Origin of the sequence: Pseudomonas fluorescens, from assembly GCF_005938625.1 — a bacterium.
GTDB classification, from domain to species: domain Bacteria; phylum Pseudomonadota; class Gammaproteobacteria; order Pseudomonadales; family Pseudomonadaceae; genus Aquipseudomonas; species Aquipseudomonas fluorescens_BD.
The window spans coordinates 1-25,857 of the sequence record NZ_VCNJ01000049.1 but is presented as its reverse complement, the minus strand read 5'-3'; the positions used below and the strand labels follow the sequence as shown (position 1 = coordinate 25,857).

Genomic DNA, 25,857 nt, shown 5'->3' with positions numbered 1-25,857 from the left:
ATCGATTTGCGGCATGGGTCGGCTGTCTTCAGACTGTCCGGCCCTTAGCCTTTTCCGACACCCCTATGGCTGATTCATTGCTCAAACCCGCCCTGCCCGGCATCGCACTGCGACGATGGCGCTTGTTGCACCGGGTCAAACAAAGCCACGCTGCCGAGATGTTCAACGTCACCCAATCGACCATTTCCCGTTGGGAAAGCGGCGTGCAGGCGATGGATCCGGCTGCACATCTGCAATTTGAGCACCTGTTGGCCGCGCGTCTCGACACGGCTGCCGATCAAGCCCTCGCTCGGCTGGTGTGCGAAAGCGCACGACCGGTGCATCTGGTCTGTGACCTGACCCACCGTTTGCTGGCCTGCTCACCTGCCCGTGCCGCGCAATTTGCCAGTCCACTGAGCCAATTGCTCGGGCAATCGCTGTGGCGTTTCGTGACGCCGGAAATTGCCAGCAACGAACTGGCGCTCGACACACTCGGCTGGCGTGAACTACAGGCACCACCGGCTCTGGAGTTCGTCACTGGCAGCAACGACTCCAACCTCGTGCCGATTCGCCAAAGCCTGTGCCGCTGGACCCGCATTCCGCTGTCCGACGGCACTGCGGCGCGGTTGGTCGAGACGCTCTGAACGCATATTTTATGCGTGGACGCTCGACACCATCAGCTCTAGGCTTGCTTCTCGGCTCTACCACCGGGCAAGTTTATGGACCTCGAAAAAATCAGCGGACGCCTTGAATTCCTCCGTGAAGCGGAAAAACTCAAGGACGTCCTCAGAAGCGCACACACCTCCAGTGGCCGCACCGAAAGCACCGCCGAACACAGCTGGCGCCTTTGTCTGATGGCGATTGTTTTCGCCGATGAACTGGTCGGACTCGACCTGCTTAAAGTGCTCAAGATGTGCGTGATTCACGACTTGGGCGAAGCGATCAATGGCGACATCCCGGCGGTAAATCAAGCTGCGTTCCCCGACAAGGGTGAGCAGGAGCGTAACGACCTTCTGCTGCTCACCCGCGCGCTCGATGAAACGCTGAGAAACGAAATTCTCGCATTGTGGGACGACTACGAAAACGCCCGGTCTGCCGAAGCGAAAGCGGTCAAGGCGCTGGACAAACTCGAGACCCTGCTGCAACACACTCAGGGCCAGAACCCGGCGGGTTTTGACTACCGTTTCAATCTGACTTATGGCAAGAAACACACCAGCGCCGCACCAATTTTCGCCACACTGCGCGCACTCATCGATCAAGACACACAAGGAAGAATCGATAAGCAACAGGTGTTGTCATTCGAGGCGGATTTGCCTGCAGGCGACGTTAAATATCACGATGCGTTTGATGCCACCCAGTAAGCAGTGGCCAGCGCAGGTTGCTCGTAAATATCCGGACACACCCATTCGTTTGCCATTTCAGAGGTCGTCTGTTTGCATGCTCTCCCACATCAGCATTCAGATCAGGGAGAGGATCGATGAACATTTTGGTGGTGGGTGCCAGTAAAGGCTTGGGCCGAGCTTTTATCGAAGGTTTGGGTAACGCAGGAGACACTTTGATTGGTGTTTCCCGCACGCGTCCCGAAGGTTTGGTGTCCGAGGCTGAGCGCCCTGTTCGCTGGGTGGAAGCCGATCTGATGAACCCGGCCAAAGCCGCGCACGCCATCGAGCAGGCAGTCGTCGACGATGGGCTGGATACGCTGATCTACAACCTTGGCATTTGGGAAGTGTCGGCTTTCGATCCAGCCTATGACTTTCTCGACAGCCCGGACGACGAATTGCAAGCCATCGTCAGTTGCAACATCAGCGCAACGATCCTGATCATCAAACGCCTGCTTCCCCTTCTGCTGAAAAGCCCCCATCCCAGAATCATCCTCATCGGTTCAACCTCGGGCCTGCCACAAAGTGGGCGCCCGGAAGTCGCTTTCGGCGCCTCGAAATTCGCCCTGCGCGGGATCGCCGATACATTGCGCGAAGGCTACCGACAGCAGCGTCTGGCGGTGACTTGCCTGAATCCGGGGTATCTCAACACCGAGGATCCGCTGAGCACGCCGCGAGATCTGGCTGCGCAGCGTGGTGAGGGTCAGCTGATTCCGGTACACGATGTCGTTCAGGTGGTGCGCATGGTTCTGAGTCTGTCTTCGGCCAGCTACGTCAGGGAACTCACCCTGCCGGCAATACTCGACGAACGCTTTTGACCGTTCCTGCCCTGATGGCGCTGGCCTTTACGCGTGCGAATACGTATAACCTCGCCGATTCGGCTACCCTCACGTAGCGCCCTATTTCAGCTCTTCAAACTTTTTGACGCTTACGAAACGGAGAATTCCATGCTCAAACGAACCCTGGCACTGACCGCCGGCCTGGCCCTGTCCTTTTCTACTTTGATGGTGCAAGCCGCTGACGTTTTGCGGGTCAGCGCGATTCCCGACGAAGCCCCGACCGAGTTGCTGCGCAAGTTCGAACCGCTGGGTGCCTATCTGGAACAGCAACTGGGCATGAAGGTGCAATTCGTCCCGGTGGCCGATTACCCGGCAGTGGTTGAAGCCCTGGCGACCGATCGCCTCGACATGGCCTGGCTCGGCGGCTTCACTTTTGTCCAGGCGCGCTTGAAGACCGACGCAACCACGCCAGTCATTCCGTTGGTGCAGCGTGAACAGGATGCGCAGTTCACCAGCAAATTCATCACCGCCGACCCGAATGTGCATAGCCTCGCCGACCTGAAGGGTAAAACCTTCGCCTTCGGCTCGGTGTCATCGACCTCCGGTAGCCTGATGCCGCGTTACTTCATGCTGAAAAACGACAACATCAAGCCTGAGGCGTATTTCAGTCGCGTCGCCTACTCCGGTGCCCACGATGCCACCGTGGCCTGGGTGCAGGCCGGCAAGGTTGACGCCGGTGTACTGAACGCCAGCGTCTGGCAGAAACTGGTCGACGCCGGCAAGGTCGACACCAACAAGGTCAAGGTCTTCGCCACCACCCCGACCTACTTCGATTACAACTGGACCGTGCGCGGCACCCTCGACCCGGCTCTGGCGGTGAAAATCAAAAAAGCCTTCCTCGATCTGGACCCGGCCAACCCGGAGCAGAAGAAGATTCTTGATCTGCAAGCGGCTAGCCGTTTTATCGACACCAAGCCTGAGAACTACAAGGGCATCGAGGAAGCCGCCCGCGCTGCCGAACTGCTGAAATGACCCTGAGCCTCAACCAGGGCAGCCTGCGCCACGCCAATGGAGTCGACGCCCTGCGTGGTGTCGATTTGCAGATTGGCGTCGGCGAACAGGTCGCCATCATTGGCCCGTCCGGGGCCGGTAAATCGAGTTTGCTCAACCTGCTGGCCACCGCATTGCGGCCCAGCAGCGGCGACATTGAAGTGCTCGGCGAACGTGCCTGGCACTTGTCTGCCCGCCAGCGCCAACGCTTGCGCGCACGAATCGGTCTGGTGCATCAGGCGCCACCGTTGCCACCGCGCCAGCGTGTGATCACAGCGGTGCTGGCCGGCAAGCTCGGCCAGTGGAGTCTGGGTAAAAGTCTTTTGAACTTGTTGCATCCGCTGGATGTGGCCGGTGCACGCGCGGCGTTGGCGCGGCTGGATCTGGGTGACAAATTGTTCACCCATTGCCAGCAACTGTCTGGCGGCCAGTTGCAGCGTGTCGGCATCGCTCGTGTGTTGTATCAGGCGCCGGAGATTCTGCTGGCTGACGAACCGGTGTCCGCCATGGACCCGGTCATGGCCGGGCACACCCTGTCGATCCTCTCGCGCCACGCTCGCGAGCACAACGTGACGCTGGTGGCCAGCCTGCATGCGGTGGATCTGGCGTTGTCGCACTTCCCTCGGATCATCGGTTTGCGCGACGGGCAGATTCTGTTCGACAGCCCTTCAGCTCAAGTCAGCCATGCAATGCTCGATGCGCTGTACGCCAACGAAAAACTGCAATCGCCGACGGCTGCGGTGGCGCCTCTGACTGTGCAGATTCCACGATGCTGAAAGCCGATTCACGGGATCCGGCGGCGTGGCCGCGATTGTTGCTGACGTTGCTGGCGATTGCTTTGCTGTGGCCGGGCATTGATCTTAGCGAACTGAATCTGGGCGTGCTGCTGCCCGACAGCCAGAATGAAATGGGCCGTTTTGTCGCGCAATTCTGGCCCCCTGCGCACGACGAAGCATTTCTTCAGTTACTGCTCAAAGCCACCCTGCAGACCCTGGCCATCGCCACCGCCGGCATGGCCTTGGCGCTGTTGCTGGCGATACCGGCGGGCCTGATTGCCAGCCGCGCGCTGTCGCTGTCCGCCGCCTCGCGCGGTGGCGTACCCAGTCGCCTGGGGCGTCTGCTGCGCTGGCCGGTGCGCGGTTTGCTGATCTTTTTACGCAGCGTGCCGGAAATCGTCTGGGCGTTGTTGTTTGTCCGCGCCGTCGGGCTGGGTCCAGCGGCGGGGGTACTGGCCATTGCCATTACCTACAGCGGCATGCTCGGCAAAGTTTACGCGGAGATTTTCGAGTCGACTGACCAGCGCCCGGCGCATGCATTGCTGCAGTCTGGCAGTGGTCGTCTCGCGGCGTTTGCTTACGGCACGTTGCCCAATGTCGCGGCGGAACTGCTGTCGTACACGGTTTATCGCTGGGAATGTGCGATTCGCGCGTCAGTCGTGATGGGGTTTGTCGGCGCCGGAGGTCTGGGTCAGCAGATTGATCTGTCGATCCGCATGTTCGCCGGCGGTGAAGTCGCCAGTATTCTGCTGTGCTTCCTGGTTCTGGTATTGGCCGCCGACCAACTCAGCCGCTTGCTGCGCTGGAGGCTGACATGAATCGGCTGATCAACCTGCTGCTGATCGCCGGCATCGCGCTGGCCGTCATCGCCTCGTTCACTTATCTGGGGCTCGATCTCGGTGAACTGGGCAGCGCCACCAGTCTCAAGCAGATGGGCGCGTACGTGCAGCGTTTCCTCAGCCCGGACTTGAGCGCGGATTACCTGAAAGCCATCTTGCAGGGTTCGATGGAAACCCTGGCGATGTCGGCCCTCGGCACCCTGCTCGCCGCAGTATTCGGGATCGTCCTCGCCCTGCCCGCCGCCGGACGGTTCGGCTGGCCGCTGCAAAGCGCCTCGCGCCTGCTGCTCAATGCCTTGCGGGCGATTCCGGAACTGGTCTGGGCCGCGCTGATGGTACTTGCCGCCGGCCTCGGCCCGAACGCCGGCACCCTCGCCCTCGCCTTGCACACCACCGGTGTGCTCGGTCGATTATTCGCCGAAGCCCTGGAAAACACCCCGCCGCAACCGGCCGAAGCGATTCGTTTGCAGGGTGGCAATCCGCTCCTGGCTTTCTGCTACGGGACGTTGCCGAACCTTGCGCCGCAGTTGCTTGCGTACATTCTGTATCGCTGGGAAAACAACATCCGCATGGCCAGCGTGCTGGGATTTGTCGGTGCCGGCGGGCTCGGGCAGATGCTCTATGTGAGCCTCAGCCTGTTTCAGGAAGCCCAGGCCAGCACGGTGATTCTGGCGATGCTGGTGCTGGTGTTTGTGGTCGACTGGCTGAGTGCCTGGAGCCGGCAGCGCTGGGTCAAGGCCTAGTAGGCAGGCCGGCGGCTGGATATCTGGCAGAAGCTGATTATGCTTCAGGAAAGCTTGCACAAATGCGCGATGGCGACACTGTGCAAGCTTCACGCGACAGCGCTTCCGGCATATGCCACAAGGCCAGAGTAAGACAAGCAATAACGGGGGACTCCGGCCTACAACAATAAGCACGACGGAGAACACCCATGGCCACAATCGACACAGCATCCACCGGCAGTCCACCGCGCAGCGGCGGCATCACCAAGGAGGAACGCAAGGTCATCTTCGCGTCTTCCCTGGGCACGGTTTTCGAGTGGTACGACTTTTACCTCTACGGCTCACTGGCGGCGATCATCGCCAAGCACTTCTTCGCCGGCGTCAACGAAACCACCGCGTTTATTTTTGCCCTGCTGGCGTTTGCAGCGGGGTTTGCGGTGCGGCCGTTCGGGGCGATCGTGTTCGGCCGGCTCGGCGACATGATCGGGCGCAAGCACACCTTCCTCATCACCATTGTCATCATGGGCGTCTCGACGGCTATTGTCGGTCTGTTGCCCGGCTACGCAACCATCGGCGTCGCCGCACCGGTCATTCTGATTACCCTGCGCTTGCTTCAAGGTCTGGCGCTGGGCGGCGAGTATGGCGGTGCAGCGACGTATGTGGCTGAGCATGCGCCACGCAACAGGCGTGGTTTCTTCACATCGTGGATTCAGACCACCGCGACGCTTGGCCTGTTTCTATCGTTGCTGGTGATCCTCGCCTGCCGCACCGCGCTGGGCACTGAAGCGTTCGAAGCCTGGGGCTGGCGAATTCCGTTTCTGCTGTCGATCCTGCTGCTGATCGTCTCGGTGTACATCCGCCTGCAACTGAGCGAGTCGCCGGTATTCCAGAAGATGAAGGCCGAAGGCAAGGCGTCTAAAGCGCCGCTGACCGAATCCTTTGCGCGCTGGGACAACCTCAAAGTGGTGATCATGTCGCTGCTTGGCGGCACGGCCGGGCAAGCAGTGGTCTGGTACACCGGGCAGTTCTACGCGTTGTTCTTCCTGTTGCAGACATTGAAGATCGACCCGCAGACCGCCAACCTGCTGATCGCCGGTTCGCTGTTGATCGGCACGCCGTTTTTCGTGATTTTCGGCAGCCTTTCGGACCGCATCGGGCGCAAGCCGATCATCATGGTCGGCTGCATACTGGCCGCGCTGACCTACTTCCCGATCTTCCATGCGCTGACCCAGTACGGTAACCCCGACGTGTTTATCGCTCAGGAAAAGAACCCGGTCAAAGTGATCGCCAACCCTGATCAGTGCTCGTTCCAGTTCGACCCAGTGGGCAAGGCCAAATTCACCAGTTCCTGCGACCTGGCGAAGACCCTGCTGGCAAAACGGGCGATCCCTTATGAGAACGTGATCGCCGAACCGGGCACCGTCGCGCAGGTGCGCATCGGTGACAAAGTCGTCGAGAGCTTCGAAGGCAGCGCCCTGCCAGCCGCCGACTTCAAAACCCGCAACGATGCGTTCACCGCGACCCTCGGCACTGCACTCAAGGACGCCGGTTATCCGGAGAAAGCCGACCCGGCGAAAACCAACTACCCGATGGTGCTGCTCCTGCTCACCGTGCTGGTGATCTACGTGACCATGGTTTACGGCCCGATTGCGGCGTGGCTGGTCGAGCTGTTCCCGACCCGCATCCGCTACACCTCGATGTCGCTGCCTTATCACATTGGTAACGGTTGGTTCGGCGGCTTCCTGCCGACGGTGGCGTTCGCCATGGTTGCCGCGACCGGGGACATCTATTACGGCTTGTGGTACCCGATCGTGATCGCGGTGATGACGGCGGTACTGGGCACGTTCTTCCTGCCGGAAACCAAGGATCGCGACATTCTCAAGGACTGAACCGATACGTGCAGGCGCTGCCGCAGGCTGCGATCTTTTGATCGGCAAAACAAGATCGCAGCCGTTGGCAGCGCCTGCTCGTTCCAGCGCAACTTAGAAATATCGAACGCTCGCCGCTGTGACGCTTCCAACGTTTACACCCCTTGGAGGTCTGCGATATGAACAGCAATGACGATAAAGCCCCAAATGCCCCGCCCACCGATACCTGCGGCAAACCGGTAAATGTGGTTGAGCGTGATCTTGAAGACCGGGACGATGACACCGAAGCCGTTGATGAGGTGATCACCCCTTCGTCCACCCGAGTGAAGGAACAGGATGCCGAGACACTGCAGCGCAAGATCGATGAGATAGAACGTAAAGTGGCCGACGGCAATTAGCGGTTTGTCATGACCATCGCAGACAGCATCGCTTTGCTGTTTGCGATTTTTTTGCTCGCGTTTCAATTGGCTGTAAGCATGAATTTTTTTATTTCGAACAGATCCACGGCGCCTTGAATGCCATTGAACAACGGCGCAATTTTTATCTAATTCATGGCGTTAGAATCGATAGCCTGCTTGCCATAGACCTGCCGCCAGTACCCTGCCCGACAGCGGCGATGACCGTTCGGCGCTTTTTCTGGCAGACCCGCAAAATCGGATCTAGGGTTGCGTGGCTGGCGATATGCCAGCCAACAGATCGGGCAAGTGCCCGGTACATTGCCGGTAGAGAAACAGGGATGGTTTTTTGCGTTTTACAATCGCTTGTGAGCGCTTTCGAGTGCCCGACTGATCCCTGTGTTTCGTTGTTTTCTATCAAGGAAAGAATGATGACCAACGTACAGGCGAATTTCCTCTGTCTGCCCCTGTGGCAACCCTCTTCAATCACGCCGCGAGCGAAACCCGACGGGTTCGGCTGACGACGCTGGCGCCTCGTTCGACATTCATACGTCGTCTTTGCGCGAACTGATCGCATGACTTAAACAGATCCGGACGGATCAGGCTGACGCTATGCCGGGAAAACCCCCAATGGGTTTGCCTGATCGCCGCTGCCTGTCTGTCAGGAAAGGCGCCTCTTTGCCAAAAGGGGCTGTTGAGTAGCACCTGCGAGGAAACCCTCGAAATGTCCAGATCCGCACACGTAATCCCGCCGTATGGCGTCGCCATCCAAAGCTCGATCAAGGGTGGCGATGTGCAAGACATGAAGACTTTGTTGAAACAGCGCGACTCGACAAAGCCCGAAGCGCAAGAGCTCAAGGACGCGTACGACAAACTGGCTCAGGAAATTTCCCGTCTGGAAAAGAAATAAAGCCATTTCCCACATTGCAATGGAGGCAATCACTATGTCCGGTTCCACTCAGCAAAATGTCGGTCTGTTCCCGGTGTGCTATCGCATTGGTACAGGCGCGTCAGGCGCACAATCGCTTTCGCTAAACCTGTTGGTTTCCACGCCCCAGCACGAAGTCAGCGGCACCGCGGCGATCACTCAAGCGACTAACCCGCCGCTCGACGTACACGCCGATGTCTGGGGCAAATACACCTACATGACCGTGATGTCGCCCGGGGTCAGCAAAATCCTGATCACTGCGCAGGGCAATCATGGCGGTCCCGGTTCCAACTCGATCATCGGTTTCAAACTGCATTTGGTGGTCGACACTGACTGGAAGGACGGTGTGGCCAACTACCAATACTTCGATGGCCAGCGCTGGCATGAGGTCAACAACGCCCCGGCGCAACTGGTTGAATCGGTGTCGTCGGTGGTGTTTCCACCGTTCGAACCCGGCCCGGTGATTCTCCCGCACCCGCCGATCATGCCGCTGTACGCCGCGCCGATTCAGAGCGCGATTGCCAGTGGAGATCTGGCCCAGATGAAAAATCTGGCGAAACTGGCCCAGCAACAATTGGACCAGCAACCGCAACTGCAAGGCGCACTGGAAGCGGCGAAGAGCGAAGTCAGCCGTCTGCAAAGCCGCTGAAAGCGTTCATTGAATCCGCCAATCACGTTAGGGAGTAGCACCATGTCGATCGGACTTTTTCACACCCGTCTCAACGTCAGCAATTCACTGCTCGGCGCCCCGGTTCTGACCCTCGATCTGTTGGTCGATACCGTCAATAAAAACGTCAGCGGAATCGCCAGTCTCTTCCAGGCTACCTGGCCCACCGTCAACTTTCGTGCGCGGGTCTGGGGCGATTATTCGGAGGCCAAACTGACCGCGAAAGTCGAGAACCACATCATCCTGACCCTTGCTGGCAGCCCGAGCGGCCCGCTTAGTCAGATTGCCCAGACGTTCGACCTCAAAGGCATTCTTGCCGGCGACTGGGCCAGTGGTTTTGTCGATTATGGCTATGAGGAGCAAGGCCAGTGGCACGAGGTGAAACACGTCGCCGTGCATCAGGCACCGACGGTGGAGCCGCAACCTGTCCCGCACCCGCACCTGCCGTTGTACGCAGTGGCGGTGCAAACGGCGCAGACCAGCGGTGATCTGGCGCAGCTCAAATCGGTGGTGCAACAAGGGGAGCAGCAATTGGCCCACCACGGCGCGTTGCGCAGTGCGCTTGAGCAACTGAAAGCGGAAATCGCGCGACTGGAAGCGCACTAACCGGCCGGCCCCGGGCGGGATCGAACGTGATATCGCCCGGGGTTTTGCCCAATCGAGGTCAATCCATTCGTGCCGCGCACAGGACCGTGCGCAAGGATTTCCCATGTCAGACGCCCGCCCTGCCCGCTACCTCAGCGAAACCGACCTCAAACGCTACGTGCCAGTGCACGTGGTTTGGGAAATCACCCTGGCCTGCGACCTCAAATGCCTGCATTGCGGCTCCCGCGCGGGGCATCGCCGGCCGGATGAACTGAATACCCGCGAGTGCCTGGATGTCATCGACTCGCTGGCTGCGCTTGGAACCCGCGAAATCACCTTGATCGGCGGCGAAGCCTACCTGCGCAAGGACTGGACGCAACTGATCCAAGCCATCCACGACCACGGTATGTACTGCGCGATCCAGACTGGCGGACGCAATCTCACCCCGGCGAAAATGCAGGCGGCGGTCGACGCCGGGCTCAATGGCGTCGGCGTTTCCCTCGACGGCCTCGCCCCGTTGCACGACGCCGTGCGCAACGTCCCGGGCTCGTTCGACAAAGCCGTGGACACCCTGCGCCGCGCCAAAGCCTCAGGCCTGGCCGTAAGCGTCAACACGCAGATCGGCGCGGCCACTCTGGCCGACTTGCCGGAACTGATGGACACCATCATTGAACTGGGCGCGACCCACTGGCAGATCCAGATCACCGTGGCCATGGGCAATGCCGTTGACCACCCCGAACTGCTGCTGCAGCCCTATCAGTTGCTGGAAGTGATGCCACTGCTTGCACGGCTCTACCGCGAAGGCGTTGATCGCGGCCTGCTGATGAACGTCGGCAACAACATCGGCTACTACGGCCCTTACGAACATCTGTGGCGCGGTTTTGGTGACGAGCGCGTGCACTGGAGCGGCTGCGCGGCCGGGCAAACCGTGCTGGCACTGGAAGCCGACGGCACGGTGAAAGGCTGCCCGTCGCTGGCCACTGTCGGGTTCTCCGGCGGCAACGTGCGCAACATGAGCCTGCACGACATCTGGCATTACAGCGAAGGCATGCATTTCGGGCGCCTGCGCTCGGTCGATGACATGTGGGGCTATTGCCGTGCCTGCTACTACAACGACGTCTGTCGCGGTGGCTGCACGTGGACTTCGCATTCGCTGCTGGGCAAGCCCGGCAACAACCCCTATTGCCATTACCGCACGCTGGAACTGAACAAGCGTGGGCTGCGTGAACGCATCGTCAAGGTTGAAGACGCTGCGCAGCAATCGTTCGCCGTCGGGCGTTTCGATCTGATTACCGAGCGCATCGACACAGGAGAAAAAGTCAGCAGCGTCAGCGACAGCGGTCAGGTGATCAAACTGGCGTGGATCAATCAGGGCCAGCAATCGCCGGAGGAAGGACGCATCCCGGTGCAGCTCAGCCTGTGCCGCAGTTGCTTGCAGTACATCTATCCGCAGGAGGTGATTTGCCCGCATTGCCAAGCGGATGTAGCGGCGGCGCAGGCGGTATATCTGGCGGACCGGGCACGGCAACAGGCGATCATGAATACCTTGACCGGGTTGTTGGGGGTGGCGCCGAGTACGTTGGTTTGAAGTACCCCCTCACCCCAGCCCTCTCCTCCAAGGGGCGAGGGGGAAAGGGAGCCGATCTCCGGGCTTTTAAAGACCTGGGTTCGACGCGCAATTGCACGTCGGCGTACCTCGCTCAAACACCTCGGTCAGTTCCCTCTCCCTCTGGGAGAGGATTAGGGTGAGGGTTGCATTGCTGATGGGACCCGAGGGCAGGTTTATCACCGGCAGCGATTTCTTGATGGATGGCGGCGTCACCGCAGCGTACTGGTACGGTGATCTGGCGCCACCATAATCAGCGCTTGGGCCAGAGTCAAAGCGTTGCCGGTCGCTGCGCCGCTGGCGGTGTTGTCGAAGATGCACCATGTCGCGGCACCTGCTGCGGCTGCTGATTGCAGGGCTTGTGCAAGGTCTAGCAGATAAGTTGAATCGTAGGCGCTGTGGTAGATGCGCGGCGAACCGTGCAAGCGCCAATACGGTGTGCCGCTCCAGCCCTTCGGGGACGAATCATTGCTGATACGCGAGGGATCAACGGCGGCTTGAGCAATCTGCTGAGTGATCAGTAGCGGCTCGGCGCTGATCCACGATTCATGCCTTGGCTCAAGCATCACGGGGCCGGAGTAGCGCTGACGCACTATCATGAAAAAGGCTTCGGCGATGGCTTCGTCGAACGCCAGTGATGGCGGTAATTGCACCAGCAAGCAGCCCAGGCGTTCGCCCAAACCGCCGCACTCAGCCAGAAATTTGTCCAGGGCCGCTTCGCAGCCTGCCAGACGCAATTCATGGGTGATGTGTTTGGGGATTTTCACTGCAAAGCGAAAGTCATTCGGCACCGAATCCGCCCAGCGTTCGTAGGTCTGCCAGCGATGGGGGCGATAAAACGAGCTGTTGATTTCCACGCAATTGAAACGCCCGGCATAACGCTGCAAGTGCGTGCCTTCTGCGGGAAACTCCGGCCAATGCTCGCGCCCTAGACTCCAGCCTGCACAGCCCACGAAAATCATCAACTTACCTCTTGTCGTGCCCACTCGATCGGTGATCGTTCCCACGCGCAGCAAAGGAATGCAGCCCGTGACGCTCCGCGTCACTGGACGCAGAGCGTCCCTAGAGGCGTTCCCACGCAAAGCGTGGGAACGATCAAACCTGTGCGTTAACCGGTTATTTCTTCCCGGGTAAAACCGCACCCAGCACCTGCTTGGCGGTTTGCATGATCACCCCGGCCTCATCCGGGTCGCCCTTGAGCAGCGTCGTGGCGAACTTCTTCGCCTGTTCAAGCTTGATGTGCGGCGGCAATGGCGGCACGTTCGGGTCGGTCTTGAACTCGATGACCACCGGCACCTCCGAGGCCAGTGCCTGTTCCCAGGCAGCGGCGACGTCCTCTTCGCGATCGACAAAAATGCCTTTCAGGCCAATGGAGATGGCGAACAAGTGGTAAGGCACATCGGGAATGCTTTGCGAGGCTTCGAACTTCGGATCGCCCTCCATCACCCGCTGCTCCCACGTGACCTGATTAAGGTCCTCGTTGTTGAACACCGCGCAGATCCATTTCGGGCTCGCCCACTGTCGCCAGTATTTGGCGACGGTTATCAGTTCGGCCATGTTGTTCATCTGCATCGCACCGTCGCCCACCAGCGCAATGACTGCCCGCTCGGGGTGAGCGAATTTGGCGGCAATCGCGTAAGGCACCGCCGCGCCCATGGACGCAAGTCCGCCGGACAAGGAGCATTGCATGCCACGGCGGATTTTCAGGTCACGGGCATACCAGTTGGCGCAGGAGCCGGAGTCGCTGGTGATGATGGCCTGATCGGGCAGGCGCGGCGACAACTCATACACCACCCTTTGCGGGTTGACCGGGTCAGCCTTGGCCATCGCGCGTTTTTCCAGGGTTTTCTCCCAGCTGCCGCGCCAGCCTTCGACTTTCTTGCGCCACTTGCCGGAGGTTTTCTGTTCGAGCAATGGCAATAACGCGGCGAGGGTTTCCGCCGAATCGCCAACCAGATTGACCTCCATCGGGTAGCGCAGGCTGAGCATGTCGGGTTGCAAGTCGATCTGCACGCCACGGACCTGACCTTCCTTGGGCAGAAACTCCGCGTAGGGAAAACCCGAACCGATCATCAGCAAAGTGTCGCATTCGTTCATCAGTTTGTAGCTCGGTTCGGTGCCGAGCAGGCCAATGCTGCCGGTGACCCAAGGCAGATCGTCGGGCAGCGCGGCTTTGCCCAATAACGCCTTGGCGACGCCGGCGCCGAGTTTTTCCGCCACAGCGATGACTTGATCCGTCGCCTGCAAAGCCCCGGCGCCAACCAGAATCGCGACCTTTTCTCCCGCGTTCAAAACATCGGCGGCACGCTGCAGATCCACGTCATAAGGCACCACTTTGGGTTTCGTGTACCCGACACCGGAATGCGCCGTGCCATGGGCGCGCGCCGGCGCCTCGTATGCAAGATCCTGCAAATCGTTGGGCAGAATCAGCGCGGTCACCCGACGTTCACCCACTGCGGTGCGCACTGCGCGATCAAGCAGATGCCGTACCTGCGAAGGCGCCGAAGCCTGCTGCACAAATGCCCCGGCGACATCCTTGAACATCGACACCAGATCAAGCTCTTGCTGGTAGTGACTGCCCAGCGCCGTGCGCGCCTGCTGGCCGACGATGGCCAGCACCGGCATGTGGTCCATGCGCGCGTCGTAGAGGCCAGTAATCAAGTGTGAAGCGCCCGGGCCGGAAGTGGCGATGCACACCCCCAGCTCACCGGTGAACTTGGCATGTGCCGAAGCCATGAACGCGGCCATTTCTTCATGCCGCGCCTGAACGAATTCGATTTTCCCCTTGGCCCGACTGAGCGCGCCGAACACGCCGTTGATGCCGTCACCCGGGTAACCAAAAATCCGCGTAACGCCCCATTGGCTGAGCCGCTCAACCAGAAAATCTCCCACTGTCATCGTCATCTTGATCCTCGCCTTTCTCCGCTGCATGGAGCTATCCCGGCAGAACATCTGCCGGGAGGTGTAAGGGTCTGGACAGTTGGGTGGTTGGCGAAGTTTCGATTGATTGCTCGACGAGTTTTTCTGAGACAAGTGCGCGCTGTGGCTGTCCACCCTTTAGCCGTTGAATAAGCGGCGCGGCCATTCGCGAGCAGGCTCGCTCCCACAGGAAATCGCGGTCTGAATGTGGGAGCGAGCTTGCTCGCGAAGGCGCCGGAACAGTCAATACGCCAGATCAGGAGAACAGCATGCCCAAGCCCGTACAAACCCTGCAGCTGGAACGCAACGACTGGGTCCCGAACAACCCGCGTCTGCCGGTGTTGATCTATCCGCAAGCGCTTGAACTCAAGGGCCGCGATCCCGCCGCCCTGTTCGAGCAAACCTTCAGCGCCAACGGCTGGCCGCCGCAATGGCGCTACGGGGTTTATGACTTCCATCACTACCACACCGAAGGTCATGAAGTGCTGGGCGTTGCGGCTGGCCATGCGCAATTGATGCTGGGCGGGCCCGACGGGCATGTTGTGCGGGTCAGCGCCGGTGACGTATTGCTGCTGCCCGCCGGCACCGGCCATTGCAACCTGAGTTGCAGCGACGACTTTCTGGTGGTCGGCGCCTATCCACCGGGCCAGCACGCCGATATCTGTCGCGAGTCACCCAGTCGCGGGCAACTGGACAGCATCGCGAAATTGACCTTCCCGCAGACCGATCCAGTGCAGGGAGCGCAAGGCGCGGTCGGGCAATACTGGCGCGAATAATCCTCAACGATGCGGGTGCACCGTCAACGCCACCAGCTTCACCACGATCGGCCGCACGACGAGGATGCACAGGAACGCCACGGGCATCGCCAGTTTGTAGGCATGCAGGGCATTACTCAGGTATTGGTTATCAATGCCTGAGTTGGCAGCGGTGATCACCAGCGACATCAGAAACGCCATGATCGTCGCCATGTACAACGCAAACACATACGGCGTGGCACGTGGCGACAGCTTGCGGCGGCTGATGATCAGGGCATCGGCGTTTGTTGGTTGATTCATGGGGGCATTTCCATCCATTGACAGGGACGCCGCACGTTAGCAAAGCCGAACCCGCGCAACTAGACGCTCAATCGCAGGTACTTTATAAAGCAGAACTTACGAATCAACCCTCAACGGGGCATGGATGAATCTGTTAGCGGCGATTGCCAGTTTTATCAAAGTGGTCGAAACCGGCTCGATTGTCGGCGCCGCCAAGACCCTGGGCGTGAGCGCGGCAGCGGTGAGCCAGACGCTCAATCGGCTGGAAGCGCACCTCGGCGTACGTCTTTTGCAACGCACCACGCGCAGCATGGCACTCACCGAAAACGGCGCGGTGTACTACGAAAAAGTGCAGAGAATTGCTGCGGATCTGGAATCGGCACAAAGCTCGATCAGCAGCGATGAAACCGAACTGCAGGGCCGACTGAGCATTGCCTCGACGTCTGCGTTCGGCCGCCATGTATTGGCATCACTGATCGCCGGTTTCGCCGCGCTGCACCCGCGCCTGCTCATCGAACTGTCGACCACCAATGGCAAGATCAATCACATTCAGGACGGCATCGATCTGAGCCTGCGGATCAAGCCGCAACTGGAGGACGGCATCGTCGCGCGCAAGATCGTTTCGCTGCCGTTCATCATGTGCGCCGCGCCGGCCTATCTGCAGCGTGCCGGGTGGCCGCAATCGCCAGATGATTTACACAACCATGCCTGCCTGGCTTTTCGTTACCCGTTGGACGGGCGTTTTCTGCGCTGGAGTTTTATCCGCGACGGCCAGCGTTTCGACGCCAACATCAATGCCACCGCCATCAGTGATGACATCGATGCGCTGGCGCAAATGGCGGTCCAGGGCGCCGGGGTCACCCGTTTGGCGGAGTTCGTCGCCGCACCTTTTCTGGCGAGCGGGCAATTGGTGCAGTTGCTGGAACACAGCGACGCCGTCATCGAACCGATGGACATCTACGCCTGCGTTCAGGAGCGCGCGGCGATGACGCCGAAGGTCAAGGCCTTCCTGGATTATCTGAGCGCGCATCTGGCGACGCGCTGGCCGATGGAAAATGTTTAAGACTGAGGCTCGCTGAAGCGCGCGAAATCGGGCAAAGTTCGCCTCGCCCATTCGGCCCATCACGGAAGATAACAACAATGAAAAAGTCTCTCGGTGTCCTGATACTGCTCTGCCTGAGCAGCCCCGTATTCGCTGATACTCGGCCCGTCGGTTTCCAATACGCCACGCTGGCCGATCCGCGCAACGAACGCGCGCTGGAAATGGTCGTCTGGTACCCAAGCTCGACTACCGCTGCGACGCCACAATTGTTCGGCGACAACCCGGTCTTCGTCGGTGCCCCTGCCGTGCTCGACGCCCCGGCCGCCAGCGGCGCGCATCCTTTGGTGGTAATTTCCCACGGCAATGGCGGTAGCTGGATCAACCAGACGTGGCTGGCCAGTGCACTGGCCCATCAGGGTTATATCGTCGCGGCAGTCAACCACCCCGGCACCACCAGCCGTGATCGTAGCGCGCAGGCAGCGGCGCAGCTGTGGCAACGCCCCGTCGACCTGAGTCGCGCCATCGATGCCGTGACGGCTCAGCCGGAAAAATTCGGCGCGGTGGCGAAGGATCGAATTGCTGTTGTGGGCCATTCTCTCGGCGGCTGGACAGTGCTCGAAACCGGCGGCGCGCGCTTCGACCCCGAACGTTTTGCCAAAGACTGCAAGGTCCACACGCAACTGGCCAGTTGCACCGCCTACCAACAAATGAACACTGCAAGCACCGCGCAAGCGAAAGCTCAATTGGCCGCCGACTGGCGTGACAAACGCGTCACTGCCGTGGTGTCTCTGGACCTGGGGCTGTCGCGCGGGATGACCGATGCAAGCCTCGCGGCCTACCCGGTGCCGATCCTGGTGATCGCTGCCGGTGTACCGTCGAAAGAGCTGCCTGCTCAACTGGAGTCCGTCGACCTCGCCAGACGCCTGCCAAAAAACTCATCGCGTTATGTCGAGATCAGCGATGCCAGTCACTTCAGTTTCATGGCGATCTGCAAACCTGGCGCCGTGGCCATGCTCGACAAAGACGTACCGGGCGACAGCATCATCTGCACCGATGGCGACGGCGGTCGTCCACGTGCAGTGATTCAGCAGCAGGTGATTTCCCTGATCACCGGGTTTCTGGCGCAGTCACCGGCCCCCTTGAAACAAGCCATCACCTACAAGGATCCGCAATAACAATGCTCACGCCCTCCCCTCAGACCTTCCGGGGCAGTTGCCTGTGCGGAGCGGTGAAGTACCAGATCCGTTCACGGCCCAAGGCGCTTTCGCATTGCCATTGCAGCCAGTGCCGCAAAAGCCACGGCGCGGCGTTTGCCAGCTATGGCAGCGTGCAGCGCCAGAACCTGGAATTGCTGGAAGGTGCTGACCAGCTGAAGTCGTATCAATCGTCTGAATCGGTACAACGCCAGTTCTGCACGCACTGCGGCTCGTCGCTGTTCTGGGCAAGCAATCAAGGGGAATTCAACGGCTGGATCTCGGTCGCACTGGGCACGCTCGACACGACGTTCACCACCGAAAAACAGCAGCATGTGGAAGTCACGTCGAAGGCGCCGTGGTTTGAAATCAAGGATCAATGGCCGCAGCGCTGACCTGAAAGATTCATTCATCAGACGTTGTTTCACCCTTTGGAGATCAGATGAAACGCTCAAAAATTGCGCCGTTGCCTGCGCTGGTACTGGCCGCAATAACCGTCATTTCACTGCAGATGTTTCTGTACGACGCCGAAATAACCATGGCTGAGGCATCCATGGGCAGCGTGCCTGTTCAATTGGTCGCACAAATCCTGATCACCATTGCCACTCATCTGTTCGTCGTCCTGATGGTGCCGATGCTCTTGATCGCCTACAGGAAGTACCTCGCCGGCTATGCGGTGCTTGCCCTGTCCCTCGCTGCCTACGCCCAGATGACCACAGGGCTGGGCCTGATCGGGCCGATGATCGCGGTCATCGCCGTCTCGATCCTGGGTATTCATGGCTTCAGAAAAGCCAGCGAATGGGTACGTTATAGGCGCACGAAATGAATGACGCGGCCGCTCAATCGCACAGCAAATCACCGTCGAGCTGACGCGAGCAAGCACTCATCGCTTCGCTCAGCCAAGTCCTGAAGGCTGTGCTATTGGCGCAGTTCTCAAACGGCCGTGGTGATAGCAGGCAATAAGTCGAACCGTCCTGGATAAAACCAAACGGCGCGATCAACTGCCCGGATTCGAGCTCGTTCTGCACCATCAGAAAGGACGCCATAGCGATGCCCAACCCGGCCAGCGCCGCCTGAATGCATAGATAAAAATGTTCGTAATCGACGCGACTGACATCCGCTGCGCCCCTGCCGACACAGCGCAGCCAGTTGTCCCATGCCAGCGGACGCGTCTTGCTGCGCAGTAAGCATGCGCCGTGCAGTTCAGTGGATTCAGGACTTTTCGAGGGCAGAGAAACCGGGCCGATCCACTCCTGGCAAATCGTCACGGCATGAACCGTTTCGTCCCAGAGAAAATCATCCCGGCGGATCGCCAGATCGGCGCCTGAGCGGGCGAAATCGATCGGCCCTCCGGCGGTCAGTAGTTGCACCTGAATGTGCGGATGGGCGCTGTGAAAATCCGGCAGTCGCGGAATCAGCCATTTCATGGCGATGGTCGGCTCGCAGGACACCACCAGTACATCGTTGTGGCGCTCTTGCTGCAGGCGATAAACCGCCCCTTCCAGTTGCTCGAACATCGGCCGTGTAACCTCGAACAACAGACGGCCGGCCTGATTGAGAAAGATTGCCCGGTTGCGCCGCTCAAACAACTCGACCCCGATCGCCTCCTCCAGCAAGCGCACCTGACGGCTCACCGCGCCGTGGGTGACGTGCAGCTGTTGCGCGGCTTTGACAAAGCTCTGGGTCTGCGCGGCGGTGTTGAAAAAACGAAAGGCAGCTAATGGAGGCAGGTTCATATAGACGACGATTACTCACAGATTTCGACGACTATAAATCGTTTTTTCTGCTGACGACAATTGATCATCATGTACGCCAAGCACTGCCTTGTACGCTGCTCCTGGCGTTTCAAGCAGTTCGACATCTGTGAACTTACGTAGCGCAAATACAGGTTGGAGAACGTTGATGAATGAGTTGTTTCTGATGATCGCCATTACGATGCTGGCGGTGATCAGCCCCGGCCCGGACTTTGCCATGGTCACCCGCAACAGCTACGCGTTCGGGCGGCGCAGTGGCTTGATGGCGGCGCTGGGCATCGCCTGTGGCGTACAGGTTCATGTGTTCTACACGGTGTTTGGCGTGGCCGTGATCATCACGCAGTCGCCCTTGCTGTTTATGGCGATGAAACTGCTGGGCGGCGGATACCTGGTTTATCTGGGCATCAAGTCGATCACCAATACTTCGATGTTGACTTTTGCAGAGGCTGGCGGCTCGGCGCCCTCATCCTGGGCAGTGTTTCGCAGCGGTTTTCTGACCAACGCGCTCAATCCGAAAACCATGCTGTTTGTCGTCGCGGCGTACAGTCAGTTTGTTCAGGCCGATAGCTCGCTCACCATTAACTTCGCCTACGGATTGTTTATGTCACTGGCCCACTGGGTGTGGTTCAGTCTGGTCGCGCTGTTCTTTTCTACTGAGGGATTGCGCCGGCGCATGCTGGCAAAACAGCGAGCCATTGACCGGGTCATTGGCACCGCCCTGATTGGCCTTGCAGCGTGTCTGCTGATTCCGGGGATTGGCCAGCCTTGAATGCAGCGGGCAATTGGCCCATCGCCCTCTGGAATACACAGCGGGTTCTGTGGTGTGCTGTCTATGATCAGCGAGTTATTTTTTCCACTTGCCAAGATGAGGCCCCTTAGATGAGCAAAGCGCCGTACGTTCCGCCCCAGGTCTGGAAAAACGAAGCCCCGTCCGGTGGCCAGTTCGCCAGTATCAATCGGCCGATTGCCGGCCCCACCCATGACAAGACTCTGCCAGTCGGCAAGCATCCATTGCAGCTGTACTCGCTGGCCACGCCCAACGGCGTCAAAGTGACGATTCTGCTGGAAGAGCTGCTGGCGCTGGGGCACCGCGCTGCCGAGTACGATGCCTGGCTGATCCGCATTGGCGAGGGCGATCAGTTCTCCAGCGGATTTGTCGAGATTAATCCGAATTCAAAAATCCCGGCGCTGCTGGACCGTAGCGTTGAACCGCCGATTCGTGTGTTCGAGTCCGGTTCGATCCTGCTGTATCTAGCCGAAAAGTTCGGTGCATTTCTGCCGAAAGACCCCGCTGGCCGTACTGAAACGCTGAACTGGTTGTTCTGGCAAATGGGCGCCGCGCCCTATCTGGGTGGCGGTTTCGGGCATTTCTATGCCTATGCGCCGGAGAAGATGGAGTATCCGATCAACCGCTTCACCATGGAAGCCAAGCGCCAACTGGACGTGCTGGATCGGCGCCTGGCCGAAAGCGTCTACCTGGCCGGCGACAGCTACACCATTGCCGACATCGCGGTCTGGCCGTGGTACGGGCAACTGGTGCGCAACAATGTTTATTCGGCGGCCGAGTTTCTTGCGGCGCACGAATACACCCATGTGCAGCGCTGGGCAGAGGACATTTCCAAGCGGCCGGCGGTCATTCGTGGGCAGCGCGTCAATCGCACATGGGGCGATGAAGCGACTCAAGTGCCCGAGCGGCACCAGGCCGAAGATCTGAACTGAAGCCCCTGAATCACCCTCGTCAGCGAGCCGATCACACGCTTCTGTGATCGGCCCGCTGCGCCTCGAATGGCCCCTCGCTCGCCCCCAAAAAAAACCAGGACCCTGCGCCAACCCCCGACGCAGAGCGCCTAGTCAATTGTGAAAAAATCGTTAACTAACTGAGCCGTACGGCTTTCTTCACCCGGAATGATCTGACACACTAATGCGAATAATTCCTACACGCACTCGCACTGGATTCGTTTTCGTATCATTTGGGGAAGCAGATTGATGTCGTTTCACACCCTACACCGCCGCGCAAACCTCTCGCCCAACCTGTTGGCACTCGCCATTTGCATGGCCAGCGTCGCACCCGCACTGGCCGATGAAACAACGCCCGCCACGCCTGAAAAAACCGCGGCGACCGGCACGCTGGAGCTGGACGCAACCGAAATCGGCGCCACCCAGATGAGCAGCACCACCGAAGACACCCAGTCCTACACCACCGGCCCGATGAGCACAGCGACCAAACTGTCGCTGACCATGCGTGAAACGCCTCAGGCGGTGACGGTGATTACCCGTCAACGGATGGACGACCAGAACATGACCAGCATCAACGACGTGGTGAAAGGCACGCCGGGACTGTTCCTCAGTCAGGCCAGCGGTCCGGGTCGGCAGACGTACAGTTCGCGCGGTTTCGACATCGACACCATCATGTACGACGGCTTGCCGAGTTCGTACTCGCCCTTCTCGATGGCGGTGCAACCGAACCTGGCGATGTTCGACCGCGTTGAAATCGTCCGTGGTGCGACCGGCCTGGTCACCGGTGCCGGCAATCCTTCGGCGGCGATCAACCTGGTGCGCAAACGCCCGACTGCCGACCAGCGCGTCACCCTCACCGGCGGCGCCGGCAGTTGGGATGACTACCGTGGTGAAATCGACGCCTCCAGCCCGCTGAACGAAAGCGGCACCTTGCGTGGCCGCGTGGTCAGCTCCTATCAGGGCGCCGACAGTTTCCGCGACAAGGAAGAAAACGACCACGGCTTGTTTTACGCCATCGGTGAAGCCGACCTGAGCGACAGCACCACGGCGACCCTGGGCTTCTCGCGGCAGAATGAACAAACCAACTATTTCTGGGGCGGCCTGCCAATCGGCACCAACGGCCACCACCTCGATCTGCCCCGCTCCACCTACCCGGGCACCGACTGGGAAAACCGCAAGCTGCAAATCGACACCGTGTTCGGTGAAGTGGAGCATCGCTTCGACAACGACTGGAAACTGCACGTCGCCGGCTCGTCCTCGACCCTCGACGGCGAGTTCTCCGGGACTTACCTGTCGCGTTACGCGGGCCCGCTGGAAACCACCGCTTATCAATCCCATCACACCGACAAGCAACACTCGCTCGACGTGTTTGCCAGCGGCCCGTTCGAAGCGTTCGGCCGCAGCCACGAACTGGTCGTCGGCGCCAGCAACCGCGTATATGACGCGACCACCAAGGAATACGATCCGTACACCACGGCCTGGCCGATTGGCGCACCCAAGCCTGACTTCGTGCGTGACGGCAAAACCCGCACCGTCACCACTCAGGATGCCGTTTACCTGACACCCGCCTGAGCCTGGCCGATCCGCTGACGCTTATCCTCGGTGGCCGTCTCGACTGGTATGACAACGATGATCGCTCCGGCGATGGCGACTACAAGGTCACCCGTAATCTCACCCGCTATGCCGGCCTGATCTACAAGCTGGACGACCATCACTCGGTGTACGCCAGCTACACCGACATCTTCACCCCGCAAACCCAGAAGGACCTCGGCGGCAAAGTGCTCGAGCCGATCGTCGGTGAAAACTACGAAGTCGGCATCAAGGGCGAGTACTTCAACGGCGCCCTCAACGCCAGTCTGGCGGTGTTCCAGATGGACCAGACCGGTCGCGCCACCCAGGCCGACACTCAGTTCGGCTGCCCGGTGCTGACCTGCTACGGGTCATCGGGCAAGGTACGCAGCCAAGGCGTGGACATGGAACTGCAAGGCGCACTGACCGACAACTGGCAGGTCGGCGCCGGCTACACTTACACCCGCGCGCACTACATCAAGGACGAGAACCCGGCGAACAACAATCAGCGTTTCGATACCGACACGCCTGAGCATCTGTTCAAAGTATCTACGGTGTACCGCTTCCAGGGCCCGCTGCAGAATCTGCGCGTGGGCGGCAACGTCTACTGGCAGAGCCGCATGTACAACGACGTCGCCCTGGCCAATAACGGTAGCTACCGCCTCGAACAGGGTGGCTATGCGGTCACCGACCTGATGGCCGGCTACGAAGTCAGCAAACACCTGGATCTGCAGGTCAACGCCAACAACATCTTCGACCGCGTCTACTATTCCGCCATCGGTTCCGATGTGACCTGGGGTTCCAACGACAACTACGGCAACCCACGCAGCTACATGCTGACCGCCAAATACAAGTTCTAAGTCGCTGACGTTCTGATCAGCAGCAAAAAGCATGGGCGCCGGGGAAATCCACGGCGCCCTTGTACTTTCTGGCCTCTTGATTAGTCATGAGCAGCAATAACCGTTAGTCTCTGAGCGAACTCTTCACGAAGCATCGCGCCATGACCAATCCGGCCTTTACCCCTGACATTGACGCGATCCGCAGCATTGACGCGGTGCCGGTCATCCTGAGCATGGTCAAACACCTCACCGGCATGCGCTTCGCGGCGGTTGCGCGAGTCACTGAAAGCAACTGGGTGGCGTGTGCTGTCGATGACTCCATTGATTTCGGGCTCAAACCCGGTGGCGAACTGGTGCTTGAATCAACCATCTGCCACGAGATCCGCCAGCATCAACAACCGGTAATCTTCGGCCACGCCAGTGCGCACCCGGTCTTTTCGCTTCACCACACGCCGAAAACCTATGGCCTGGAAAGCTACATTTCCATTCCCATCGTCAAAGCCAATGGCGACTTCTTCGGCACGCTGTGCGCCATCGATTCGGTCCCGGCTAATATCGATGAACCGGCCATTATCAAAACACTGACCTTGTTCGCTCAATTGATCGCCATGAACCTGGACACGCAACGCCATCTGGAAGCGACCCAAATCGAGCTGAACAACGCCAATGAACTCGGGCGCCTGCGCGAGCAATTCATCGCCGTACTGGGTCATGACTTGCGCACGCCGCTGAGCGCCATTCGCATGAGCGCTGACCTGCTGGAAAGCAAAACCGAAGAAAAGCGCTCACTCAATCTGATTTCGGCGATTCGCACCAGCTCCGTGCGCATGGGCGTGTTGATCGAAAACATCCTCGACTTCGCCCGAGGACGACTGGGCGGCGGGATTCCGGTGCAGCGCAAGCTGGTGGATGACTTGCAACACACCCTGCAACTGACCCTTGCCGAGGTTCAGGCGTCCCATCCGCAGGCGAATGTCATCCATAAACTGGATGTGCCGGCAGGCGTCTATTGCGATGCGCTGCGGATCAGCCAATTGCTCTCCAATCTGCTGGGCAATGCGGTTACCCACGGCTCGAACAGCACACCGATCATCCTCAAAGCCTATGCGGAAAACGACGAGATCGTGATTTCCCTGACCAATCAGGGCACGCCGATTTCAGCACAGCTGATGCCCCTGCTATTCGAACCCTTTTCCCGCGCCGAAGCCGGGCAACGTTGCGAGGGTTTGGGACTGGGGCTTTATATCGCCTCGCAGATAGCGATGGCGCACAACGGCACGTTGAGCGTTACCTCAAGCGTCGAGTCGGGAACCTGCTTTGTGGCGAGATTCCCGGCCCGGTTCAAATGGGTTTAAGCCGTCTGCCGACGCATCGTCAGAATCGCTGCACCAAAACCGATAAAGGTCGTACCGACCACACGACTGACCCAACGGGACAAGGCCGGACGAGTCAACACACCCTTGGCCCGGGACGCCAGCGCCGCATAAACGCTCAGTGAAGACACCGACAACGCCATGAAAATCGAAGTCAGAATCAGAAACTGCGGCAACAGCGCGGCGCCCTGATCAATGAACTGCGGAAACAGCGCAGTAAAAAACATCGTCGCCTTGGGGTTGGTCACCGCCGTCAGAAACGCCGACTTGTACAACTTGCCCCGCGTCGGCCGCCCCCTGCTCGCATCCCCCTCGACACCCTCCGGGAGCATCGGGCCCTTTTTGAACAGCTGCTTGACGCCGAGGTAGAACAGATACCCGGCACCGATGACCTTCACCGCATTGAACAGCAGTTCCGAACTGGCCAACAACGCCCCCAACCCCAACATCGCCGCCGCCGACAGACAGAACAAACCACTGGCGTTGCCCAACGACGACCAGATCGTGCTGCGCTGCCCATGAGCGAGACTATTGTTGATCGCCATCAACGTCGCCGGCCCCGGGCTGGAGATGGCAATTGCGGCGACCAGAGTGAAGGTCAATATCGAGTGAGAATCCATTTTCGCTGCTCGCAAGGTTGAAGATGCCGCATCTTACAACAACCGGCTGCATAGCCCAGATCAAAAGCCCCTCACCCTAGCCCTCTCCCGGAGGGAGAGGGAACTGACCGAGGTGATTGCGAGAAATACACCGACATGAAATACCGAGCCGTACTCAAATCCAGAAACAAATCAAAAGCCCCTCACCCTGGCCCTCTCCCGGAG

Annotated in this window: 26 protein-coding genes and 2 pseudogenes; 23 read left to right on the top strand and 5 right to left on the bottom strand. The window is 59.6% G+C overall.

All coding sequences use genetic code 11. The annotated features are described in order from the left end of the window. The first annotated feature begins 65 nt into the window (after positions 1–65). The 14 genes and pseudogenes from FGA82_RS25405 to FGA82_RS32325 form a co-directional block, all read left to right on the top strand. Entirely contained in the window at positions 66–623 is a 558-nt protein-coding gene (locus FGA82_RS25405; protein WP_141129204.1) for a helix-turn-helix domain-containing protein, read from the top strand. A 75-nt stretch (positions 624–698) separates the two neighbouring features. Next, positions 699–1,340, top strand: a complete 642-nt coding sequence (locus FGA82_RS25400) for an HD domain-containing protein (protein WP_249384286.1) — start codon at positions 699–701, stop codon at positions 1,338–1,340. 116 nt (positions 1,341–1,456) lie between these two features. Then, positions 1,457–2,176: an SDR family oxidoreductase gene (locus FGA82_RS25395; RefSeq protein ID WP_141129203.1), complete on the top strand. Its 720-nt coding sequence runs from the start codon at positions 1,457–1,459 to the stop codon at positions 2,174–2,176. A gap of 129 nt (positions 2,177–2,305) precedes the next feature. After that, positions 2,306–3,169, top strand: a complete 864-nt coding sequence (locus FGA82_RS25390) for a putative selenate ABC transporter substrate-binding protein (RefSeq protein WP_141129202.1) — start codon at positions 2,306–2,308, stop codon at positions 3,167–3,169. Next, positions 3,166–3,963 carry a phosphonate ABC transporter ATP-binding protein gene (locus FGA82_RS25385; protein ID WP_141129201.1) on the top strand — a complete coding sequence of 266 codons (798 nt, stop codon included), beginning with the start codon at positions 3,166–3,168 and terminating at the stop codon, positions 3,961–3,963. The genes FGA82_RS25390 and FGA82_RS25385 overlap by 4 nt, the downstream gene beginning before the upstream one ends. Next, entirely contained in the window at positions 3,957–4,781 is an 825-nt protein-coding gene (locus tag FGA82_RS25380; protein WP_141129200.1) for a PhnE/PtxC family ABC transporter permease, read from the top strand. Before FGA82_RS25385 ends, FGA82_RS25380 begins: the two co-directional genes overlap by 7 nt. Continuing rightward, positions 4,778–5,545 carry a phosphonate ABC transporter, permease protein PhnE gene (gene phnE / locus FGA82_RS25375; protein ID WP_141129199.1) on the top strand — a complete coding sequence of 256 codons (768 nt, stop codon included), beginning with the start codon at positions 4,778–4,780 and terminating at the stop codon, positions 5,543–5,545. The genes FGA82_RS25380 and phnE overlap by 4 nt, the downstream gene beginning before the upstream one ends. A gap of 188 nt (positions 5,546–5,733) precedes the next feature. Next, entirely contained in the window at positions 5,734–7,413 is a 1,680-nt protein-coding gene (locus tag FGA82_RS25370; RefSeq protein WP_141129198.1) for an MFS transporter, read from the top strand. 158 nt (positions 7,414–7,571) lie between these two features. After that, complete coding sequence (locus FGA82_RS25365) at positions 7,572–7,790, top strand: hypothetical protein (protein WP_141129197.1); 219 nt, start codon at positions 7,572–7,574, stop codon at positions 7,788–7,790. Between the two features lie 721 nt (positions 7,791–8,511). Beyond that, positions 8,512–8,697, top strand: a complete 186-nt coding sequence (locus tag FGA82_RS25360) for a DUF1843 domain-containing protein (RefSeq protein ID WP_141129196.1) — start codon at positions 8,512–8,514, stop codon at positions 8,695–8,697. Between the two features lie 34 nt (positions 8,698–8,731). Continuing rightward, the gene (locus FGA82_RS25355; protein ID WP_141129195.1) at positions 8,732–9,364 is read left to right on the top strand and encodes a DUF1842 domain-containing protein; all 633 of its coding nucleotides are present in this window, start codon (positions 8,732–8,734) and stop codon (positions 9,362–9,364) included. A 42-nt stretch (positions 9,365–9,406) separates the two neighbouring features. Continuing rightward, entirely contained in the window at positions 9,407–9,988 is a 582-nt protein-coding gene (locus tag FGA82_RS25350; RefSeq protein WP_141129194.1) for a DUF1842 domain-containing protein, read from the top strand. A 103-nt stretch (positions 9,989–10,091) separates the two neighbouring features. Beyond that, positions 10,092–11,555: a GDL motif peptide-associated radical SAM/SPASM maturase gene (locus FGA82_RS25345; RefSeq protein ID WP_141129193.1), complete on the top strand. Its 1,464-nt coding sequence runs from the start codon at positions 10,092–10,094 to the stop codon at positions 11,553–11,555. 166 nt (positions 11,556–11,721) lie between these two features. Continuing rightward, positions 11,722–11,826, top strand: a pseudogene (locus tag FGA82_RS32325) (SDR family oxidoreductase); the annotation flags it as partial. On the opposite strand, the gene FGA82_RS25335 reads toward FGA82_RS32325, so the two are convergent. Together FGA82_RS25335 and FGA82_RS25330 are read right to left on the bottom strand one after the other, a co-directional pair. Then, the gene (locus FGA82_RS25335) at positions 11,786–12,535 is read right to left on the bottom strand and encodes a DUF72 domain-containing protein (protein WP_141129192.1); all 750 of its coding nucleotides are present in this window, start codon (positions 12,533–12,535) and stop codon (positions 11,786–11,788) included. The pseudogene FGA82_RS32325 and the gene FGA82_RS25335 sit on opposite strands and share 41 nt — an antisense overlap. A 154-nt stretch (positions 12,536–12,689) precedes the next feature. Continuing rightward, positions 12,690–14,477, bottom strand: a complete 1,788-nt coding sequence (locus FGA82_RS25330) for a thiamine pyrophosphate-requiring protein (RefSeq protein ID WP_141129191.1) — start codon at positions 14,475–14,477, stop codon at positions 12,690–12,692. A gap of 284 nt (positions 14,478–14,761) precedes the next feature. Between FGA82_RS25330 and FGA82_RS25325 the strand changes: the two genes are divergently transcribed. Continuing rightward, on the top strand, positions 14,762–15,268 hold the full coding sequence (locus FGA82_RS25325; protein ID WP_141129190.1) for a cupin: 507 nt from the start codon (positions 14,762–14,764) through the stop codon (positions 15,266–15,268). A 3-nt stretch (positions 15,269–15,271) separates the two neighbouring features. Here the strand turns inward: FGA82_RS25325 and FGA82_RS25320 are convergent, their stop codons facing one another. Continuing rightward, positions 15,272–15,547: a DUF2798 domain-containing protein gene (locus tag FGA82_RS25320; RefSeq protein ID WP_141129189.1), complete on the bottom strand. Its 276-nt coding sequence runs from the start codon at positions 15,545–15,547 to the stop codon at positions 15,272–15,274. A 124-nt stretch (positions 15,548–15,671) separates the two neighbouring features. On the opposite strand from FGA82_RS25320, the gene FGA82_RS25315 reads away from it, so the two are divergent. From FGA82_RS25315 to FGA82_RS25300, 4 genes are all read left to right on the top strand, one after another. Continuing rightward, on the top strand, positions 15,672–16,589 hold the full coding sequence (locus FGA82_RS25315; RefSeq protein ID WP_141129188.1) for a LysR family transcriptional regulator: 918 nt from the start codon (positions 15,672–15,674) through the stop codon (positions 16,587–16,589). A 77-nt stretch (positions 16,590–16,666) separates the two neighbouring features. Then, a complete protein-coding gene (locus tag FGA82_RS25310; RefSeq protein ID WP_141129187.1) occupies positions 16,667–17,743 on the top strand; it encodes an alpha/beta hydrolase family protein in 1,077 nt (358 codons plus the stop codon). A 2-nt stretch (positions 17,744–17,745) separates the two neighbouring features. Beyond that, positions 17,746–18,156 (top strand): GFA family protein, encoded by a 411-nt coding sequence (locus FGA82_RS25305; protein ID WP_095049960.1) that lies wholly within the window; start codon positions 17,746–17,748, stop codon positions 18,154–18,156. Positions 18,157–18,203: 47 nt separating this feature from the next. Further along, a complete protein-coding gene (locus FGA82_RS25300) occupies positions 18,204–18,587 on the top strand; it encodes a hypothetical protein (protein WP_141129186.1) in 384 nt (127 codons plus the stop codon). A gap of 13 nt (positions 18,588–18,600) precedes the next feature. Here the strand turns inward: FGA82_RS25300 and FGA82_RS25295 are convergent, their stop codons facing one another. Then, complete coding sequence (locus FGA82_RS25295) at positions 18,601–19,497, bottom strand: LysR substrate-binding domain-containing protein (RefSeq protein ID WP_141129185.1); 897 nt, start codon at positions 19,495–19,497, stop codon at positions 18,601–18,603. 166 nt (positions 19,498–19,663) lie between these two features. Between FGA82_RS25295 and FGA82_RS25290 the strand changes: the two genes are divergently transcribed. The 4 genes and pseudogenes from FGA82_RS25290 (at position 19,664) to FGA82_RS25275 (ending at position 25,015) form a co-directional block, all read left to right on the top strand. Continuing rightward, a complete protein-coding gene (locus FGA82_RS25290) occupies positions 19,664–20,284 on the top strand; it encodes a LysE family translocator (RefSeq protein WP_141129184.1) in 621 nt (206 codons plus the stop codon). Positions 20,285–20,394: 110 nt separating this feature from the next. Beyond that, positions 20,395–21,234 (top strand): glutathione-dependent disulfide-bond oxidoreductase, encoded by an 840-nt coding sequence (gene yghU, locus FGA82_RS25285; protein WP_141129183.1) that lies wholly within the window; start codon positions 20,395–20,397, stop codon positions 21,232–21,234. Positions 21,235–21,501: 267 nt separating this feature from the next. Further along, positions 21,502–23,681 (top strand): annotated as a pseudogene (locus FGA82_RS25280) (TonB-dependent siderophore receptor). Between the two features lie 140 nt (positions 23,682–23,821). Next, complete coding sequence (locus FGA82_RS25275; protein ID WP_141129182.1) at positions 23,822–25,015, top strand: GAF domain-containing sensor histidine kinase; 1,194 nt, start codon at positions 23,822–23,824, stop codon at positions 25,013–25,015. Here the strand turns inward: FGA82_RS25275 and FGA82_RS25270 are convergent. Next, complete coding sequence (locus FGA82_RS25270) at positions 25,012–25,653, bottom strand: LysE family translocator (protein ID WP_141129181.1); 642 nt, start codon at positions 25,651–25,653, stop codon at positions 25,012–25,014. The two genes, FGA82_RS25275 and FGA82_RS25270, sit on opposite strands and share 4 nt — an antisense overlap. Between the last annotated feature and the right edge of the window lie 204 nt (positions 25,654–25,857).

Bases quoted from the DNA above. Each gene is read 5' to 3' on its own strand.
- FGA82_RS25350 (WP_141129194.1), top strand. From the start codon at position 9,407: ATGTCGATCGGACTTTTTCACACCCGTCTCAACGTCAGCAATTCACTG.
- yghU (WP_141129183.1), top strand. From the start codon at position 20,395: ATGAGCAAAGCGCCGTACGTTCCGCCCCAGGTCTGGAAAAACGAAGCC.
- FGA82_RS25345 (WP_141129193.1), top strand. From the start codon at position 10,092: ATGTCAGACGCCCGCCCTGCCCGCTACCTCAGCGAAACCGACCTCAAA.
- FGA82_RS25305 (WP_095049960.1), top strand. From the start codon at position 17,746: ATGCTCACGCCCTCCCCTCAGACCTTCCGGGGCAGTTGCCTGTGCGGA.
- FGA82_RS25330 (WP_141129191.1), bottom strand. From the start codon at position 14,477: ATGACGATGACAGTGGGAGATTTTCTGGTTGAGCGGCTCAGCCAATGG.
- FGA82_RS25320 (WP_141129189.1), bottom strand. From the start codon at position 15,547: ATGAATCAACCAACAAACGCCGATGCCCTGATCATCAGCCGCCGCAAG.
- phnE (WP_141129199.1), top strand. From the start codon at position 4,778: ATGAATCGGCTGATCAACCTGCTGCTGATCGCCGGCATCGCGCTGGCC.
- FGA82_RS25355 (WP_141129195.1), top strand. From the start codon at position 8,732: ATGTCCGGTTCCACTCAGCAAAATGTCGGTCTGTTCCCGGTGTGCTAT.
- FGA82_RS25395 (WP_141129203.1), top strand. From the start codon at position 1,457: ATGAACATTTTGGTGGTGGGTGCCAGTAAAGGCTTGGGCCGAGCTTTT.
- FGA82_RS25380 (WP_141129200.1), top strand. From the start codon at position 3,957: ATGCTGAAAGCCGATTCACGGGATCCGGCGGCGTGGCCGCGATTGTTG.
- FGA82_RS25295 (WP_141129185.1), bottom strand. From the start codon at position 19,497: ATGAACCTGCCTCCATTAGCTGCCTTTCGTTTTTTCAACACCGCCGCG.
- FGA82_RS25360 (WP_141129196.1), top strand. From the start codon at position 8,512: ATGTCCAGATCCGCACACGTAATCCCGCCGTATGGCGTCGCCATCCAA.
- FGA82_RS25290 (WP_141129184.1), top strand. From the start codon at position 19,664: ATGAATGAGTTGTTTCTGATGATCGCCATTACGATGCTGGCGGTGATC.
- FGA82_RS25300 (WP_141129186.1), top strand. From the start codon at position 18,204: ATGAAACGCTCAAAAATTGCGCCGTTGCCTGCGCTGGTACTGGCCGCA.
- FGA82_RS25365 (WP_141129197.1), top strand. From the start codon at position 7,572: ATGAACAGCAATGACGATAAAGCCCCAAATGCCCCGCCCACCGATACC.
- FGA82_RS25335 (WP_141129192.1), bottom strand. From the start codon at position 12,535: ATGATTTTCGTGGGCTGTGCAGGCTGGAGTCTAGGGCGCGAGCATTGG.
- FGA82_RS25385 (WP_141129201.1), top strand. From the start codon at position 3,166: ATGACCCTGAGCCTCAACCAGGGCAGCCTGCGCCACGCCAATGGAGTC.
- FGA82_RS25390 (WP_141129202.1), top strand. From the start codon at position 2,306: ATGCTCAAACGAACCCTGGCACTGACCGCCGGCCTGGCCCTGTCCTTT.
- FGA82_RS25270 (WP_141129181.1), bottom strand. From the start codon at position 25,653: ATGGATTCTCACTCGATATTGACCTTCACTCTGGTCGCCGCAATTGCC.
- FGA82_RS25400 (WP_249384286.1), top strand. From the start codon at position 699: ATGGACCTCGAAAAAATCAGCGGACGCCTTGAATTCCTCCGTGAAGCG.
- FGA82_RS25275 (WP_141129182.1), top strand. From the start codon at position 23,822: ATGACCAATCCGGCCTTTACCCCTGACATTGACGCGATCCGCAGCATT.
- FGA82_RS25310 (WP_141129187.1), top strand. From the start codon at position 16,667: ATGAAAAAGTCTCTCGGTGTCCTGATACTGCTCTGCCTGAGCAGCCCC.
- FGA82_RS25405 (WP_141129204.1), top strand. From the start codon at position 66: ATGGCTGATTCATTGCTCAAACCCGCCCTGCCCGGCATCGCACTGCGA.
- FGA82_RS25370 (WP_141129198.1), top strand. From the start codon at position 5,734: ATGGCCACAATCGACACAGCATCCACCGGCAGTCCACCGCGCAGCGGC.
- FGA82_RS25325 (WP_141129190.1), top strand. From the start codon at position 14,762: ATGCCCAAGCCCGTACAAACCCTGCAGCTGGAACGCAACGACTGGGTC.
- FGA82_RS25315 (WP_141129188.1), top strand. From the start codon at position 15,672: ATGAATCTGTTAGCGGCGATTGCCAGTTTTATCAAAGTGGTCGAAACC.